The sequence below is a fragment of the Methylosinus sp. Ce-a6 genome (assembly GCF_009811655.1).
In the GTDB taxonomy this organism is placed as follows: domain Bacteria; phylum Pseudomonadota; class Alphaproteobacteria; order Rhizobiales; family Beijerinckiaceae; genus Methylosinus.
Window position 1 is genome coordinate 24,628 of sequence record NZ_BGJX01000033.1, and the last position, 13,544, is coordinate 38,171.

A 13,544-nucleotide genomic window follows, 5' to 3' on the forward strand; every position below is an offset into this window, starting at 1 on the left:
GGGGCCGACCCGAGAGGCGGACGGATCGGCCCCATTCGCCGGAGGAGGGGCTATTTTCCGGCGAACATCGCTTTGATCTCGGAGGCGACGAGCGGGACATTCTCTTCCAGCGCGAAATGTCCGCCGTCGAGCCAGACGAGCTTGGCGTCCGGCAAGTCTTTCTTGAACGCCTCGGCGCCGGCCGGAATGAAGATCGGATCGTTCTTGCCCCAAACGATCAAGGTCTTCGGGCGATGCGCGCGGAAGGACGCGTGCCAGGCATCATAGGAGGCGACATTGGTCTTGTAGTTCTCGAGCAGATCGATCTGATAGGCGGCGACGCCGGGCCGGTCGAGCAAGGCTTGATCGACCGTCCAATTGTCGGGATCGATCGCCTCGGGATTTCTCGCACCATACACATATTGGAATTTGGTCATATCGGGCTGCAGCAAGCTTCGCGCGCCGGCTTCGCTCTTCTCGTCGCGCTTTTCCCACAGAGGCAGAAAGACCTGTCGCGGCGCCTCGCCCACCCCTTCGATGTAGGCGTTGGCGTTCTGCACCACCAATCCGGCGACTTGATGAGGACGCGCGGACTGGATGCGGAATCCCACAGGGCCGCCGTAGTCCTGCATATAGAGCACATAGGAGCGTAGGCCGAGCTGATCGATCAGCCCCGTAACATGGGCGGTGAGCGTTTCGAATGTGTAGGGGAATTGATCCGCCGCGGGCGCCTCCGAATGGCCGAAGCCGACATAATCCGGCGCGACGACATGAAACTTGTCGGCGAGCGCCGGGATCAGCTCGCGATACATGCGCGACGAGGTCGGAAAGCCGTGAAGCAGGACGATCGCCGGCGCTTTCGGATCGCCGGCCTCGCGAAAGAAGATCGCGCGTCCCATGACGTCGAGATGTCGATGTCGGACTTCTGGATGCTCGACGCGCGGTCGGCTGGTCGGGAGGGGCATGGCGGTCGCGATAGTCGCGGCCGACACGGCCGCGAGTGTGAGGAGGGGATTGGAGGCGAGGAACATGGGATCTCCTGTAACCGATGTAATACACGTATAGTGGTGACACTTGCGGCGACGCCTGTCAAGGTGCGATTAACCGGTTACGCAGACTTGCCGGTTGCGCATGGGGAGAAGACGAGGGGATGACGATCGAGGCGAGCGAGTGGCGAGACGGCATGCCCTTCTTCGGAGGGGCGTTGTGGATCGATTTTCTCAACACCACGCCGATAATGAACGGAGAGACGGTCGATTTTCTCGCCAACGCCGAAGGGCTGGCGAAATGGGCGCGCGCCGCTGGGATCGATTGCTCGCACAAACCCTCGAAGGTGGAGCTGAAGTCGGCGTGGGAGACGCGTGAGGCGCTCCGCAAGCTCTTCGACAAAATTTCTGCCGGAGAAGCGATCTCCACGCGGCTCCTCGAGCCGGTCGATAGTCTGCTCGGGTCGGTGGAGATTCGCGAGCGACTGATCTTGCGCGACGGCCGCGTCGCCCTCACGGAGGAAACGCGCATCGAGAAGGATGTGGTCGCGGCTGTCGTCGCGCGAGATTTCGCGAAATTCGTTTGTGAGACGGAGCCGGGACGAATGAAGCGCTGCGCAAATCCCGACTGCTCGATGGTGTTCTACGATCGCGGACGCAACAATATCCGGCGTTGGTGCACGATGGCGATCTGCGGCAATCGAGACAAGGTCGCGCATTATCGCGCGCGCAAGGCGCGAGAAAAATGAGCGCGGCTAATCGCCGCTTCTCAAGAGCGCGAATTGAGCGAGCTCGGCGAGCGATCTACCCGTCGCGTCCGGCGTCACGCCCAATTCTTCGAGCGGCGCATCCGTTCGATTGACCCAGAAGGTTTCGAGGCCGTACGATTTGGCGCCAGCAGCGTCCCAGCCTCCGAAGGCGGCAAACAGGATATTCTCGCGCGGCAATTGGAAGGCGTCCTCCGCCATAGCGTAGGCGCGCGGATCCGGTTTGAACGCTCGCACAGCGTCCGTGCTCAATTGCCGCTCGAAAAGCCGGGACACTCCGGCGGCATCGCTGATAGTCGCCATCATTCGGTGAGTGAAATTCGACACATAGGCGAGCCGCAGTCCGGCTCTTCGCATTTGGATCAAAGCGTCGACAGAGTCCGCCCACGGCTGCAATCGCAGATGGGCATTCATGAGCCTCATCCGAGCCTCAGGGGCAAGCCGAATTCTCGTCGACTCGCACGCGAAGGCGAGCGCTTCGCTCGTGACCTGCCAGAAGTCTACATAGTTGCGGTTCAACGTTCGCAGCCAGCAATATTCGAATTGTCGCGTACGCCAAGCGGTGGTCAGTTCCGTTCCCCGTCCCGGTATCATCTGCTCTGCTTCCATAGCGATCGAACGTGGATCGAAGATCGTGAAGGCGTCGAAGGCGACTCCTTTGATCTGCGCCTTTGCCTGCGGCTTGCCTCGAGTCGTAGTAGAATTCCCGACAGTGAGGATGGCCGATGAATTCATCAACAAGCGGCGGCGCGTCACAGTTTGCATTCGAAGTCTCCAGCTTTCGACCAAGATCGTCAAGCGCTCGAGATGGGTGGTGGATGCATTGTGCGCCACTCGCGTGATTGCACTGATCCATTTCACCTTTTGCAATAATGCTGGACCGTGACTGCCAACAGAAGGTGGCGTTTTCGTAATCCACATGACCGATGCCGACGGACGCACAGTCGAAATCTCAGCAGGAGCGCCTATTTGAAGGTGATCTACCCTGGAATTTAAGACCGATAACACCGAGGAAACGAAATCGGAAGTTCTCTCGTTCGGCGTCAAGAAGCTTGATGTGCTCGATGCGCATCTTTGTTTCCAGGCTCCCGGTGGGCAGCTGCTTCGGCTCGTGGGCATCGATGAAGGCGTCTTCATCAAGACCTGGGTCGTTTGCGCAGCGTGGCTGATTGCTTGCTGCTGGGATGACTAGCGCGCGGCGAACCAGTCCAAGACCGCCTGCGCGGGCTTGGACCGCATCAGCTCGGAGACGACGTGGTGTCGAGCAGGATGACCGCGCCGCTCATGAGAACGATGGCGGTTCGCGCATCGGACCCCGCGTGGGAAGCTCCAACTCCACGCCGCCGATAACGGCGAAGCGGGCGTGAATAGCCTGGCCGAGATTCTTCGGCGCGATGACGCCGCCGATCGCGCGACTCAGGATTTCCCGCGCTTCTTCTTCCATGGAGCGGCCATGTTCTGCGCACGGATTGTGATGCTCGCCACGACAGCTTCCAGAATGGCGTCGCCAGCAAAATAGGCAATGACTGCACGGCACTCAAGTTTGGCGTTGCCGGATGGATCGCGCGACGTGAATTTCGCTGGATGCTCCACGTGGGCCTTTTCGGGGCTCGCCAGCGACGGGAACAAAGCAAAAGCTCCGTCCACCCAACGATCCTTGATAGGGAGCGTTGCGGCTGTGGCGGAATAGTCGAAATTGCACGGATGTGTTCGGTACCGCCAGCGTCAAAGACGTCTCGTCGGCGGCGATGATATCGACTTCGAGCGCCTCGTCAGGGCGGTCTATGTCTGTGAGAGTTATTTGTCCTTCCACGATAGATGCTCCCAAAACGAATTTGTGAAATGTGATCAACGGCGAGCGCGCTGCTGGTCGGGAAATGTCGGCTCCGATGCGCCTCGATGTGAGGGTGATGGCGTAAGCGCAATGCGCCGCCGTAGCCGGCGCACCGAGACTGCGATCGACTAATTGTCCGTCCGCCGCAACCTCACGTTTTCCAACGCCTCTCGTATCATTTCGTCGACCGCGAAGCGGACATTGCTCTCGAGCGCGTCGAGTCCGTCTCTGCCGATCAGATAGAGAGCGTCGTCGACATGCGATTCGAGGAAGTAGCGGGAGATGATCGGCTGGTCGTAACCTGCGCCTCTCGATCTCGCTCTGATGCTCGCCATCGCAGCGTCACGCAGCGCGCGAGCGAACTGCTCGCGCGTGCTCAACAAAATCGTCGCCAAAGAGACGGCGTGACCCAGATGCTTCTCACGCATATTCGGACTCTCGGTCGTTTACGGACTCGCCCCCTCCGTCGCGCCGGCGCTTCCTCTCCTCGGACCGGCGCCGACCGTTTGTAGAGTATACGCCGTAGATAAATACTCTTCAAGCTGGCTGGTTCTCGTCATGGAAATGCGAGAGACGCTGGCGCGCAATCTGAGGAAATATCGACGGGCTCAGCGCCTGTCGCAGGAGGAGCTCGGCCATCGAGCCGAGCTCGACCGCACCTATATCAGCTCGATCGAACGCTGCGTCTATTCGGCGACGGTGGACGTCGTCGGACGTCTCGCCGATGCTCTCGGAATCCCGGCGCTCGAGCTTTTGAGGCCTGCGAGCGAAAGCGCGGAGACGAAATCGTCATCTGCGACATTGGCTGCAAGCGCGAGCACGAAGGCGCCGCCCAAGAAAGCCGCGAAGCCAGCTCGTAAAAGCGAGGCGCCGGTGCAAAGGCGAACCATTCGAAAGAAGCCGGGTCCATAGCCGAGCGACCTTGGACCCGAGCATGAGCATCACATCGCCTAGACCGCCGCTTCCGGCGACGCCAGCCGCGCGATATCAGCGAGCGCCGAGCGCAATTCCGGCCAGGGAAACTCCGCATCTGTCGGGCTCGGCTCGCCGAGCTGAATGAGGATGGCGAGCTTGGCCGCGACGCCCGGCAGGCTGGCGGCTTTCGTCTTCGGGACCGACGCCACAAAATCGCGCTCCTTGCCGAGAGCGGCCCGGAGTTCCGCGTCGACGGCGTCGAAGCCAAGCGCCGCCGCCGCCTCGTTCCATCGCTTTTGCCGCTCGTCGAACGCCGCGATCAGCGCTTCTCTCTCGATATCCGGCTCGTTCGCGACCAGCTCCTCGATCTCGTCGACCGATTGGGCGATTTTCGGCTCCGCCTCGCCGGAAAGGCGGATCGCGACCTCGGGGATGCCGACCGAGTGAATGAGCTTCTTCTCGATGCGCTGCCACTCGCGCGTCAGCGCGACGACCTCAGTGTGATTGGCTTGCCAATTCCGCCAAAGCTGCAGCGCGGGGTCGGACGGCGCCCCTCCAGTCGTCTTCCCGGAGGGCAAGGCGCCGGTTCCTCGCAGAATGGCGCGCCAGCTAATGGCGGGCAGAGTCGTGCTATCTTCAGAATCAGCCATGATCCAGGCTCCTCAACAGCGTGGGTTGTGGTCAGGCCGGGCGGGATGTTACCTGCTGATGGCGCCCTGTCGTCGCCGTATCCGATTCTGGAAATCAGCTTGTGAAACCGGGCTTTTCAGGTGAATTCGGAGCTACGAGATCTGAAATGGGCCCTTGTTGCCTCGCGGCATCGAAGCCTTCGGCAAGCGGCGGAGACGCTGAACACGCGTCAATCCACCCTCAGCCGTCGATTGCTTGATCTCGAATGTGAGCTCGGCGTGGACTTGTTCGAGCGCACCACCGGCGGAACGAAGCTCACCCCGGTCGGTCGGGAATTTTTGGATTTGGCGCGGCCCCTCGTCGATGAAGCGGACCGCCTCTTTCTCGTATTCAAAACGCGACGCAATGGCGGACGCAGGCCATTGCGAATTGGGATCTGCTCGTCACTTTCGGCCGGCAATCTGCGGGAGACGCTCGCGGAGTTGCGCCGTCAGATCGCGGATGCGGATGTTCTCTTGGTCGACGGCGCGAAGGAGGGATTGCTCGGCGAGCTCGCCGTCGGCGCGATCGACGTCGCCATATTGACCTCCGGCGGGAGGTGGAACGACCGCGTTCTGCCGCTCTGGGGCGAACGGGTGGTCGTGGCCGTTCCGGACCATCACCCGCTCAATAATCGGCCTGCGATCGAATGGCGGGACCTTTGTGACAATCGGATATTGCTGACGCGGAGCGGCGTCGATTCCGAGCTCGAGCAATTGCTGAGCGTGAAGGCCGGCGGCTCGGGTACTTTGCGTATCAGCTATCAGGATGTCAGCGTCGACAGGCTGCTGAGCCTCGTCGGCGCCGGCTATGGCGTCGCGCCGCTGCTCGAAGGCGCCGTCGGCTTCATCTGCCCCGGAGTGGCCCATCGCGAGCTGCATGGCGACTGTGGGCAAATGCGGCTTCAGTTCGCGGCCTATTGGAAAGAGACGAACAGCAGTCCGATGCTGCAAACATTTCTCGATCTGTTGCGCGCCCGCTATCCCGACCTTTCGGCTTCCGCGACATCCGGCTGAGTTTTCGGGCGCGTCCGAGTCTTCGCGAAGGCTCGGTCTGTCGCGATGAAGCGCTGAAGCATCGGGACAATCAGCTTGAGCGGATCGGCTATCGTCTGCCCATTGGCTCGGCCGAGCGCGTCCGCATAGGCGGTGAGATCGCGATGCAGAGAGGCGGGAATCTCGACGGTGATTTTGACGGGCTTGTCGTCGGCGAGCGGACCGAGCTTCAGTTTCGTCACGGCGCCATTCCTTCCTTGTATGGAGCCAATAGGAGATCTCTCGTCACGAGCACGCGGACGGGGAAGCCCGGCCGGATGGTGAGAGTGGGCTGGACATTGAGCTGGCGTTGAACGAGCAACTGTCCGGTCTGACTCGCGCTGTTGGAGCCGCCGCGGCGGATCGCCTGGATGAGACTGCTCTCGCTGCCCGTCGTTCCCGCCTCGGCGCCGACGCTGAGCAGCGTCGAGAGCGCGGCTCCCTTGATCAGCATGTCCCAATGATTGTCGACCTCGTCCTCGAGGCCGGCATAGCCCGCGGCGTCGGCGCCGGGCTGTCGCTCCAGCACGATCGAGGCTCCATTGGGCATGATGAGCCGTGTCCAGGCGAGAAGCACGCGCCTTTGGCCGTACGCGACGGAGCTGTCGTATTGGCCGATGAGCTTCGCACCCTGCGGGATGAGCAGAAACTTCCCCGTGGGACTGTCGTAGACCGCTTCGGTCACCTGGGCGGTGATCTGCCCCGGCAGATCGGAGCGGAGGCCGGTGATGAGCGCAGCGGGGATGACAGTTCCGGCCTGAACGACGTAAGGCGACGCAGGCTTGGCGAGCCGATCGAGACTGACGGTTCGACGATCCGTCGCCGCGGTCAGAAAGGCCGTTTTGCGATCCTGCATGTTCTGGGCAGAGCCGGCGTCGACAGATGGCGTCGCGACGGCGCCAGCGTCGCCCGTGGAGATCATGGTCGGAGCGATCGGGGTGCTCGGCCTCTCGCGCTCGTTCGTCTGCGCGAAGAGCCGGCTCACCCGCGCGGCCTCACCTTCCTGGGCGCGGCGCTGCGCCTCGGGGTCGGACGCCGATGCGCCGACGATCGTCGTATTGGCGGCCGCGCCAGCATTCAGAATGGGCCGGCCGAGATCGCCCGGCAGCGGCGGGCCGAGCGGCGGCGCCGGGCGCGGCATTCCGGTATAGTCCTTGGGCAGGTTCGCGAGACCGTCGGCGGCGGGACGATTCTGCGTGTTGTAGAGTTCCTGGGCCACGCCGCTTCTGTCGCGCGGCTGCAGCGCGTAGCCGAGCGCGGCGGCGATCGCGAGGGCGGCGACGCTCGCCATGCCGATCAGCACCTTGTGCGACAGCCGCGTCACGCGCGGACGTTCGCCCCGGAGGCGAAGGTCCGGCGTGATCGGCGGCGACGAGCCGTACTTGTCATCATTCGCGTCCGAGGTCATGACCGCGGCCTTCCGTCGGCGCGGACGATGCGCACACGTCGCTCGCTGTCCGCATCACCGAGACGGAGCTCGGCCGCCGCGAAGAGGCGGTCGACGATGTAGTAGTTGCGGCTCACGCGATAATTGACCAGCTCCGATCCGCCGGCGGGACCGATGACGAAGAGCGGCGGCGTCTCGCCTTGGCGAATGCCGGTCGGGAATTCGATATAGACCTTCGATCCATCGTCGAAGGCGCGCAGCGGCCGCCAGGCCGGACTGTCGCCCTGGATCGCGTAGCGGAAATTTAGCGCGGAGACGTCGACGCCCGTCGCGATCGGCGCGGCGGACTCCGCAGTGGCGTTTTGCCGGCGCAAGGCGATGAGCTGATCTTCGGGATATTGCCAGGAAACCGAGGCCATATAGGTCTTCTCGGTCGATCGCAGCTCGAGCAGATAGGTGCGTCGATCGGTGTTGACGACGAGATTGGTGACGAGGTCCGGCCGTGTCGGCTTGACGAGGATGTGAATCTTTTTGGTCGCGCCGGCGCCGCTCTCCGTATCGCCGATGATCCAGCGCACTGTGTCGCCGGCCGCAACCGGTCCCGAACCGACGAGCTGCTCGCCTTCCTGCAAGGCGACGTCGGTGATTTGTCCCGGCGCGGCATAGACCTGATAGAGCGCGCCGCCCGAGAAGGGATAGACCTGCACGGCGTTGATGAATCCGTCGCGCACCGGCTGCACGCGGGCGGCGGCGTTGGCTTGATTGACGCGCAGGGCCGGATCAACGGGTTCGGGCGGCGCCTTGCCCGCGTGCAGCGGCTTCAATTGGCCGGGTAAAGGAAGCGGCTTGGCGAGGGTGACGATTTTCACCGGCGCCGGCGGATCGGCGGAGAGCCGCGCCGGAGCGGCGTCGTCGTAATCGATATCGGGCGGAATGAATTTCGCGCATCCGGCCAGCGAGGGCACGGAGATGAGGAGAATCGCAAAGCCGGCTTTACGGAAAGACGCATTTCCATCTTTCCGGGACAGCACGTTCACGGCAATGCGCAAAGCCGGATCGCCGGCATTCGGGAAATTCCGCCGAGTCATTGTCCGAGCTCCTTCGACCAGTTGATGGCGTTGACGTAGACGCCGAGCGGATTCTTGCGGAGGCGATCGGCGTCGGTCGGCGGCTGGATTATGATGGTGAGGATCGCCGTCCATCGCGTCGTGTCGGCGAGCGCGCCGTCCTGATAGCGGCGCTCGATCCAGGCGACGCGAAACGAGTCGGCCGAGGCGCGGATGACGCTGGAGACATCGACGGCGATCTGCTGCTTGCCGAGCTTGGCGAAGGGATCGTTGGCGCGGGCGTAATCGTTGAGCGCGGCGGCGCCCGCCGTCGTCGTGAAATCGTAGGCCTGCAGCCAGCTCTGTCGGACGACGACCGGATCGGCCGGTGCGGCGCGCACATCCTTGATGAAGCGGGCGAGATACCAGGCGATCTGCGGATCGGACGGCGTGTAGTCGGCGGTCGCCGGCGCGATCGCGCGCGCCTCGCCGAGCTGGTCGATTTGAACGACCCAGGGGACGACGGTCCCATGCGTCGACTGCCAGACGAGGCCGGCCGCGAGGCCACAGGACAAGAGCAGCGAGCCGAAGGCCATCAGCCGCCAGTTCTTCGCCTGGACGCGCGCGGAGCCGATGCGCTCGTCCCAGACTTGCGCGGCTCGCTGATAGGGCGTTTCCGGTTCGGGCGTGCGGCCATAGCGCACCGAGGCGCGTCGGAACATGGTCTATTCCTGTTGTGAGAGATCGACGGAATGGCCGCCGCCGTGGCTGTCGCCGGACTGAATGACATGCGCGGCGGTCGTCGCGCCGTGGCTCGCGAGCTGATTGCGTTTCATGCGCCGCGCCCAGGCGGGCGGCGCATTCCCTGGCGGAGCGCTGGTTGCCCCGTCGCCGACTGCGCCTGTCGTTGCCGAACCGCCGGTCGCCGCGAAGGCGGCGCGTGCGCCGGCGGAATAGTTCTCGGCAAGGGAGCTCGTCGCGCGAGCGGCCGCGCGGCGGAAGGGTGCCGCTGCGACTGCGCCCGCCGCTTTGCCCACACCGGCGAGTCCGGCGGCGACAGCCGAAGGCCCAGATTCGCCGGCCGAGCCGAGCGCATAGGCCGACGCGGCTCCTCCGGCGAGCCTCGCCCCGCCGCGCGCGGTGATGGCGGCTCCCGAGGCGGCGGCCGTCGCTCCCCTTCCGGCGAGGCCGAGCGCCGCCCCTCCGATCATTCCGGCGCCCGCGACGGCGACGCCGGTTCCGACCGCCGCGCCGGCGCCGAGCTGCGGCGCGCCGGAGACGAGGCCGGTCGCGATGCCGGGACCGAATATGCCGAGGCCGAGCATGGCGAGGGCGGCGAGCACGACGGAGAGCGTCCGCTCGATCGTCGGCTGCTCGCCGCCATAGCTCGTCGTGAATTGCGAGAAGAGTCCGGAGCCGATTCCGACGATGACGGCGAGCGTCATCACCTTCACGCCCGAGGCGACGATATTGCCGAGCACCTTCTCGGCGAGAAAGGCGGTCTTGTTGAAGAGCGCGAAGGGAATGAGCACGAAACCGGCGAGCGTCGTCAGCTTGAACTCGATCAGCGTGACGAAGAGCTGCACGGAGAGAATGAAGAAGGCGATGACGATCAGCAGCCAGGAGATCATCAGCACGGCGATCTGAACGAAATTGGCGAAGAAGGACGCGAAGCCCATCATCTGGCTCGCGGCGTCGAGCAGCGGCTGACCGGCGTCGAGGCCGACCTGAGCGAGACGGCCCGGCCGCAGGAAATCTGCGGTCGACACCGAAGAGCCGCCGGCCTTGAGGCCGACGCCGGCGAAGCTGTCGAAGACAATTCCCGAGAGCTTGTTGAAATTGGTGATGAGGAAAGCGAAGAAGCCGATGTAGAGCGTTTTTCTCACGAGCCGCTGGATCACGTCCTCGTCGGCGCCCCAGGCCCAGAACAGCCCGGCGAGCGTGATGTCGATCGCGATCAGCGTCGAGGAGAGATAGGCGACGTCGCCCTTCAGCAGGCCGAAGCCGGAATCGATATAGGTCGTGAAGGTGTTGAGGAAGGAATCGATGACGCCGATGTTCATGGCGCGGCGCCTTTCGATGTAGCTGCGGCCGGCGCGGCCGTGGGAGGCGTCGGCCGCGCCGGCCGCGCCGGCCTGCCGAAGAAGCGGCGGCGGTTCTCCGTCCAGACCGCCTCACAGCGCTGGTCTTCGGCATCCTGGAGCTCGAGCGCGCCGCAGCGGCGCAGCTCGGCGGAAAGAGCGTCGGGAGCGATGGAAATGGCGGCGCCGGCGTGACGGATGATCGGCGCGGGCGCGTCGAGATCGATTGCGGAGAGCGTCGCGATCAATGTGGCGTTCAGAACGAGGATCGCGCCGGCGCGCCATATGTGCCATCGTTCCATGGCCGCGCCTCAATTGCTATGGAACATGGTGACATTGCCCGGCTGATAGCCGGAGCGCGTCGAAAAGCGCCGATATTGCTCCAGCCCTTGAGACTCGGCGGCCGTGATGCGCGATTGTTCGAGCGCATCTGCGCGGCTCTTCGCCGCGACCACGGCGACGAGATCGGAAAGCTGCTGCGATTGCAGCGCGAGCAGCTGATTGCCGGCCTGCGCCGCCTGCAGCGCGCCGGTCGCCGTTTGGCTGGCGGAGGTCAGCGACGCCATGGCGGAGCCGTTGCTGGAAATATTGCCGACGACGCCGGCCTGGACCTTCAAAGAATCCTCGAAGGCGGCGACGGAATTCCGCCAGCGCGTCTGCGCCGTGGCGATCAGTCCCGAGCTGGAGGCGCTGGTCGACGCCGACGAACCATAGGTGGTCGCGAAGGCGGATTCGATCTGCTGGACGTCGAAGGCGATGCGCTGCGCCTGCGCGAGCAGCGACTGCGTCTTTTGGATGGTCGTCTGGAGCTGGCTCAGCGTCGAGAGCGGCAGGCTCGCGAGATTGCGCGCCTGATTGGTCAGCATCTGCGCCTCATTGGCGAGGCTCTGGATCTGATTGTTGACCTGCTGCAGCTCACGCGCGGCAGTGAGCACGTTCTGCGAGAAATTGGTCGGGTCATAGACGACGATCTGCGCGTGCGCCGGATCGGCGACGAGCGAGAGGGAAAGAGCGGCTGCGCCGAACAGGCCGGCGCGACGACAATGGCGAGCGGCCATCAGGAGAACTCCAGATTGGTGAGGTCGGGGATGAGGTCGGCGGCCCATTCGAGGCCGCGCTCGACCAGCCACGCGCGGAGAAAGCCGTCCGGCCCATGCTCGGCGAGGATGCGCTCGATCGCGGCATGATCGGTCTTGGAGGAGGCGGCGCAGAAGCCGAGGCCGATCGGTCCGAGCCCCAGTTCGAAGAGGCGATTGCCTTGTCGCGATTGGCAATAATAGTCGCGCTTGGGCGTCGCGCGGGCGATGATCTCGATCTGGCGATCGTTGAGGCCGAAACGGCGATAGATCGCAGTGATCTGCGGTTCGATCGCGCGTTCGTTCGGGAGGAAGATGCGGGTCGGACAGCTCTCGACGATCGCCGGTGCGATCGGGCTATTGTCGATGTCGGAGAGCGACTGCGTGGCGAAGACGACGGAGGCGTTCTTCTTCCGCAGGGTCTTCAGCCATTCGCGCAGCTGACGCGCGAAGGCGGGATCATCGAGGACGAGCCAACCCTCGTCGATGACGAGCAAGGTCGGACGACCGTCCAGGCGTTGCTCGAGGCGGTGGAATAGATAGGTGAGGACGGCTGCCGCGGCGCCGGCGCCGATGAGGCCTTCCGTCTCGAAGGCCTGAAAGTTGGAATAGCCGAGGCGCTCTTCCTCGGCGTCGAGCAGCCGCCCGAACGGACCGCCGACGCAATAGGGCTGAAGCGCCTGTTTCAGGGCCGTCGATTGGAGCAGGACGGCGAGACCGGTGAGCGTGCGTTCACCGGGCGGTGACGAGGCGAGCGAGGTGAGCGCCGACCAGACATGCTCCTTCGCCGTCGGGGCGATGGCGGCGCCTTCCTTGGCGAGGATTGCGGCTACCCATTCGGCCGCCCAGGCGCGTTCGGCCGCGTCGTCGATGTGGGCGAGCGGCTGCAGCGACACGCTGTCCTCAGAGCCGGCCGATAGGCCGCCACCGAGATCGTGCCAATCGCCGCCGCAGGCGAGCGCCGCCGCGCGGATCGAGCCGCCGAAATCGAAGGCGAAGATTTGCGCGCGCGCATAGCGACGAAACTGCATCGCCATCAGCGACAGCAGCACGGATTTGCCGGCGCCGGTCGGACCAACGATCAGCGTATGGCCGACGTCGCCGACATGCAGCGAGAAGCGGAAGGGCGTCGAGCCCTCGGCCTTGCCGAAGAGCAAAGGAGAGGCGCGAAGATGCTCGTCTCCGTCTGCTCCCGCCCAGATGGCGGAGAGCGGGATCATATGGGCGAGATTGAGCGTCGAGATCGGCGGCTGGCGGACATTGGCGTAGGCGTGACCGGGAAGAGAGCCGAGCCAGGCTTCGACCGCATTCACGCCTTCCGCTATGCAGGTGAAGTCGCGGCCCTGGATTGCCTTCTCGACGAGGCGCAGCCGTTCCGTCGCAATGGCCGGGTCTTCGTCCCAGACGGCGACGGTGGCGGTCACATAGGCTTCGCCGACATCGTCGGCCCCGAGCTCTTGCAGCGCGACATCAGCGTCGGCGGCCTTGTTCGCCGCGTCGGAGTCGACGAGGGTCGAGGCCTCGTTGGTCATCACCTCCTTGATGATGGCGGCGACGGATTTGCGCTTGGCGAACCACTGCCGCCGGATTTTGGTCAGCAGCCGGACCGCCTCGGTCTTGTCGAGAAGGATGGCGCGCGTCGACCAGCGATAGGGGAAGGCGAGACGATTGAGCTCGTCGAGAATGCCGTGATGGGTCGTGTGTCACGAGCGCGCTGTCGCGAGTATCGGCGGCGCTCAACTGTACGAGAGATGAAGGAGGGCCCTTCGA

The 13,544-nt window shown here is 64.2% G+C and carries 16 protein-coding genes and 1 pseudogene; 3 read left to right on the plus strand and 14 right to left on the minus strand.

Going from position 1 to position 13,544, the window contains the following annotated elements; all coding sequences use genetic code 11:
- Positions 1-50 precede the first annotated feature (50 nt).
- Positions 51-878 carry an alpha/beta fold hydrolase gene (locus Mspo_RS16235; protein WP_159731541.1) on the minus strand — a complete coding sequence of 276 codons (828 nt, stop codon included), beginning with the start codon at positions 876-878 and terminating at the stop codon, positions 51-53.
- A 251-nt stretch (positions 879-1,129) separates the two neighbouring features.
- Between Mspo_RS16235 and Mspo_RS16240 the strand changes: the two genes are divergently transcribed.
- A complete protein-coding gene (locus tag Mspo_RS16240) occupies positions 1,130-1,714 on the plus strand; it encodes a CGNR zinc finger domain-containing protein (RefSeq protein WP_159731543.1) in 585 nt (194 codons plus the stop codon).
- Between the two features lie 6 nt (positions 1,715-1,720).
- Here Mspo_RS16240 and Mspo_RS16245 read toward each other — a convergent pair whose 3' ends face one another.
- The 4 genes from Mspo_RS16245 to Mspo_RS16255 form a co-directional block, all read right to left on the minus strand.
- The gene (locus tag Mspo_RS16245) at positions 1,721-2,497 is read right to left on the minus strand and encodes a haloacid dehalogenase type II (RefSeq protein ID WP_159731545.1); all 777 of its coding nucleotides are present in this window, start codon (positions 2,495-2,497) and stop codon (positions 1,721-1,723) included.
- Positions 2,498-3,014: 517 nt separating this feature from the next.
- Positions 3,015-3,176, minus strand: coding sequence for a hypothetical protein (locus Mspo_RS16250; RefSeq protein ID WP_244613502.1), 162 nt, complete (start codon positions 3,174-3,176; stop codon positions 3,015-3,017).
- Positions 3,149-3,379, minus strand: coding sequence for a hypothetical protein (locus tag Mspo_RS19630; protein WP_201281727.1), 231 nt, complete (start codon positions 3,377-3,379; stop codon positions 3,149-3,151). The genes Mspo_RS16250 and Mspo_RS19630 overlap by 28 nt, the downstream gene beginning before the upstream one ends.
- 315 nt (positions 3,380-3,694) lie before the next feature.
- On the minus strand, positions 3,695-3,994 hold the full coding sequence (locus tag Mspo_RS16255; protein ID WP_159731547.1) for a hypothetical protein: 300 nt from the start codon (positions 3,992-3,994) through the stop codon (positions 3,695-3,697).
- A gap of 136 nt (positions 3,995-4,130) precedes the next feature.
- On the opposite strand from Mspo_RS16255, the gene Mspo_RS16260 reads away from it, so the two are divergent.
- Positions 4,131-4,478 carry a helix-turn-helix domain-containing protein gene (locus tag Mspo_RS16260; protein WP_244613503.1) on the plus strand — a complete coding sequence of 116 codons (348 nt, stop codon included), beginning with the start codon at positions 4,131-4,133 and terminating at the stop codon, positions 4,476-4,478.
- Positions 4,479-4,516: 38 nt separating this feature from the next.
- Here the strand turns inward: Mspo_RS16260 and Mspo_RS16265 are convergent, their stop codons facing one another.
- Entirely contained in the window at positions 4,517-5,131 is a 615-nt protein-coding gene (locus Mspo_RS16265; RefSeq protein WP_159731551.1) for a hypothetical protein, read from the minus strand.
- Positions 5,132-5,251: 120 nt separating this feature from the next.
- Here Mspo_RS16265 and Mspo_RS16270 point away from each other — a divergent pair, with 120 nt between their 5' ends.
- Complete coding sequence (locus Mspo_RS16270) at positions 5,252-6,166, plus strand: LysR family transcriptional regulator (RefSeq protein ID WP_159731553.1); 915 nt, start codon at positions 5,252-5,254, stop codon at positions 6,164-6,166.
- Here the strand turns inward: Mspo_RS16270 and Mspo_RS16275 are convergent.
- The 8 genes and pseudogenes from Mspo_RS16275 to trbE all read right to left on the minus strand — a co-directional run.
- A complete protein-coding gene (locus Mspo_RS16275) occupies positions 6,130-6,387 on the minus strand; it encodes a DUF2274 domain-containing protein (protein WP_159731555.1) in 258 nt (85 codons plus the stop codon). The genes Mspo_RS16270 and Mspo_RS16275 overlap by 37 nt on opposite strands.
- Positions 6,384-7,592, minus strand: coding sequence for a TrbI/VirB10 family protein (locus Mspo_RS16280; RefSeq protein WP_159731557.1), 1,209 nt, complete (start codon positions 7,590-7,592; stop codon positions 6,384-6,386). Before Mspo_RS16280 ends, Mspo_RS16275 begins: the two co-directional genes overlap by 4 nt.
- Entirely contained in the window at positions 7,589-8,659 is a 1,071-nt protein-coding gene (trbG, locus tag Mspo_RS16285) for a P-type conjugative transfer protein TrbG (RefSeq protein ID WP_159731559.1), read from the minus strand. The genes Mspo_RS16280 and trbG overlap by 4 nt, the downstream gene beginning before the upstream one ends.
- A complete protein-coding gene (gene trbF / locus Mspo_RS16290; protein WP_159731561.1) occupies positions 8,656-9,339 on the minus strand; it encodes a conjugal transfer protein TrbF in 684 nt (227 codons plus the stop codon). Before trbF ends, trbG begins: the two co-directional genes overlap by 4 nt.
- 3 nt (positions 9,340-9,342) lie before the next feature.
- Positions 9,343-10,680: a P-type conjugative transfer protein TrbL gene (gene trbL, locus Mspo_RS16295; protein WP_159731563.1), complete on the minus strand. Its 1,338-nt coding sequence runs from the start codon at positions 10,678-10,680 to the stop codon at positions 9,343-9,345.
- A complete protein-coding gene (gene trbK-alt / locus Mspo_RS16300; RefSeq protein ID WP_159731565.1) occupies positions 10,677-11,000 on the minus strand; it encodes a putative entry exclusion protein TrbK-alt in 324 nt (107 codons plus the stop codon). The genes trbL and trbK-alt overlap by 4 nt, the downstream gene beginning before the upstream one ends.
- A 9-nt stretch (positions 11,001-11,009) precedes the next feature.
- Positions 11,010-11,756, minus strand: coding sequence for a P-type conjugative transfer protein TrbJ (gene trbJ, locus Mspo_RS16305; RefSeq protein WP_159731567.1), 747 nt, complete (start codon positions 11,754-11,756; stop codon positions 11,010-11,012).
- Positions 11,756-13,471, minus strand: a pseudogene (trbE, locus tag Mspo_RS16310) (conjugal transfer protein TrbE); the annotation flags it as partial. The pseudogene trbE and the gene trbJ, both read right to left, overlap by 1 nt.
- Between the last annotated feature and the right edge of the window lie 73 nt (positions 13,472-13,544).

What these genes read in the sequence shown, in the direction of transcription:
- Mspo_RS16235 (WP_159731541.1), bottom strand. Translation starts at nt 878, where the DNA reads ATGGGACGCGCGATCTTCTTTCGCGAGGCCGGCGATCCGAAAGCGCCG.
- Mspo_RS16240 (WP_159731543.1), top strand. Translation starts at nt 1,130, where the DNA reads ATGACGATCGAGGCGAGCGAGTGGCGAGACGGCATGCCCTTCTTCGGA.
- Mspo_RS16245 (WP_159731545.1), bottom strand. Translation starts at nt 2,497, where the DNA reads ATGCAAACTGTGACGCGCCGCCGCTTGTTGATGAATTCATCGGCCATC.
- Mspo_RS16250 (WP_244613502.1), bottom strand. Translation starts at nt 3,176, where the DNA reads ATGGAAGAAGAAGCGCGGGAAATCCTGAGTCGCGCGATCGGCGGCGTC.
- Mspo_RS16255 (WP_159731547.1), bottom strand. Translation starts at nt 3,994, where the DNA reads ATGCGTGAGAAGCATCTGGGTCACGCCGTCTCTTTGGCGACGATTTTG.
- Mspo_RS16260 (WP_244613503.1), top strand. Translation starts at nt 4,131, where the DNA reads ATGCGAGAGACGCTGGCGCGCAATCTGAGGAAATATCGACGGGCTCAG.
- Mspo_RS16265 (WP_159731551.1), bottom strand. Translation starts at nt 5,131, where the DNA reads ATGGCTGATTCTGAAGATAGCACGACTCTGCCCGCCATTAGCTGGCGC.
- Mspo_RS16280 (WP_159731557.1), bottom strand. Translation starts at nt 7,592, where the DNA reads ATGACCTCGGACGCGAATGATGACAAGTACGGCTCGTCGCCGCCGATC.
- trbG (WP_159731559.1), bottom strand. Translation starts at nt 8,659, where the DNA reads ATGACTCGGCGGAATTTCCCGAATGCCGGCGATCCGGCTTTGCGCATT.
- trbF (WP_159731561.1), bottom strand. Translation starts at nt 9,339, where the DNA reads ATGTTCCGACGCGCCTCGGTGCGCTATGGCCGCACGCCCGAACCGGAA.
- trbL (WP_159731563.1), bottom strand. Translation starts at nt 10,680, where the DNA reads ATGAACATCGGCGTCATCGATTCCTTCCTCAACACCTTCACGACCTAT.
- trbK-alt (WP_159731565.1), bottom strand. Translation starts at nt 11,000, where the DNA reads ATGGAACGATGGCACATATGGCGCGCCGGCGCGATCCTCGTTCTGAAC.
- trbJ (WP_159731567.1), bottom strand. Translation starts at nt 11,756, where the DNA reads ATGGCCGCTCGCCATTGTCGTCGCGCCGGCCTGTTCGGCGCAGCCGCT.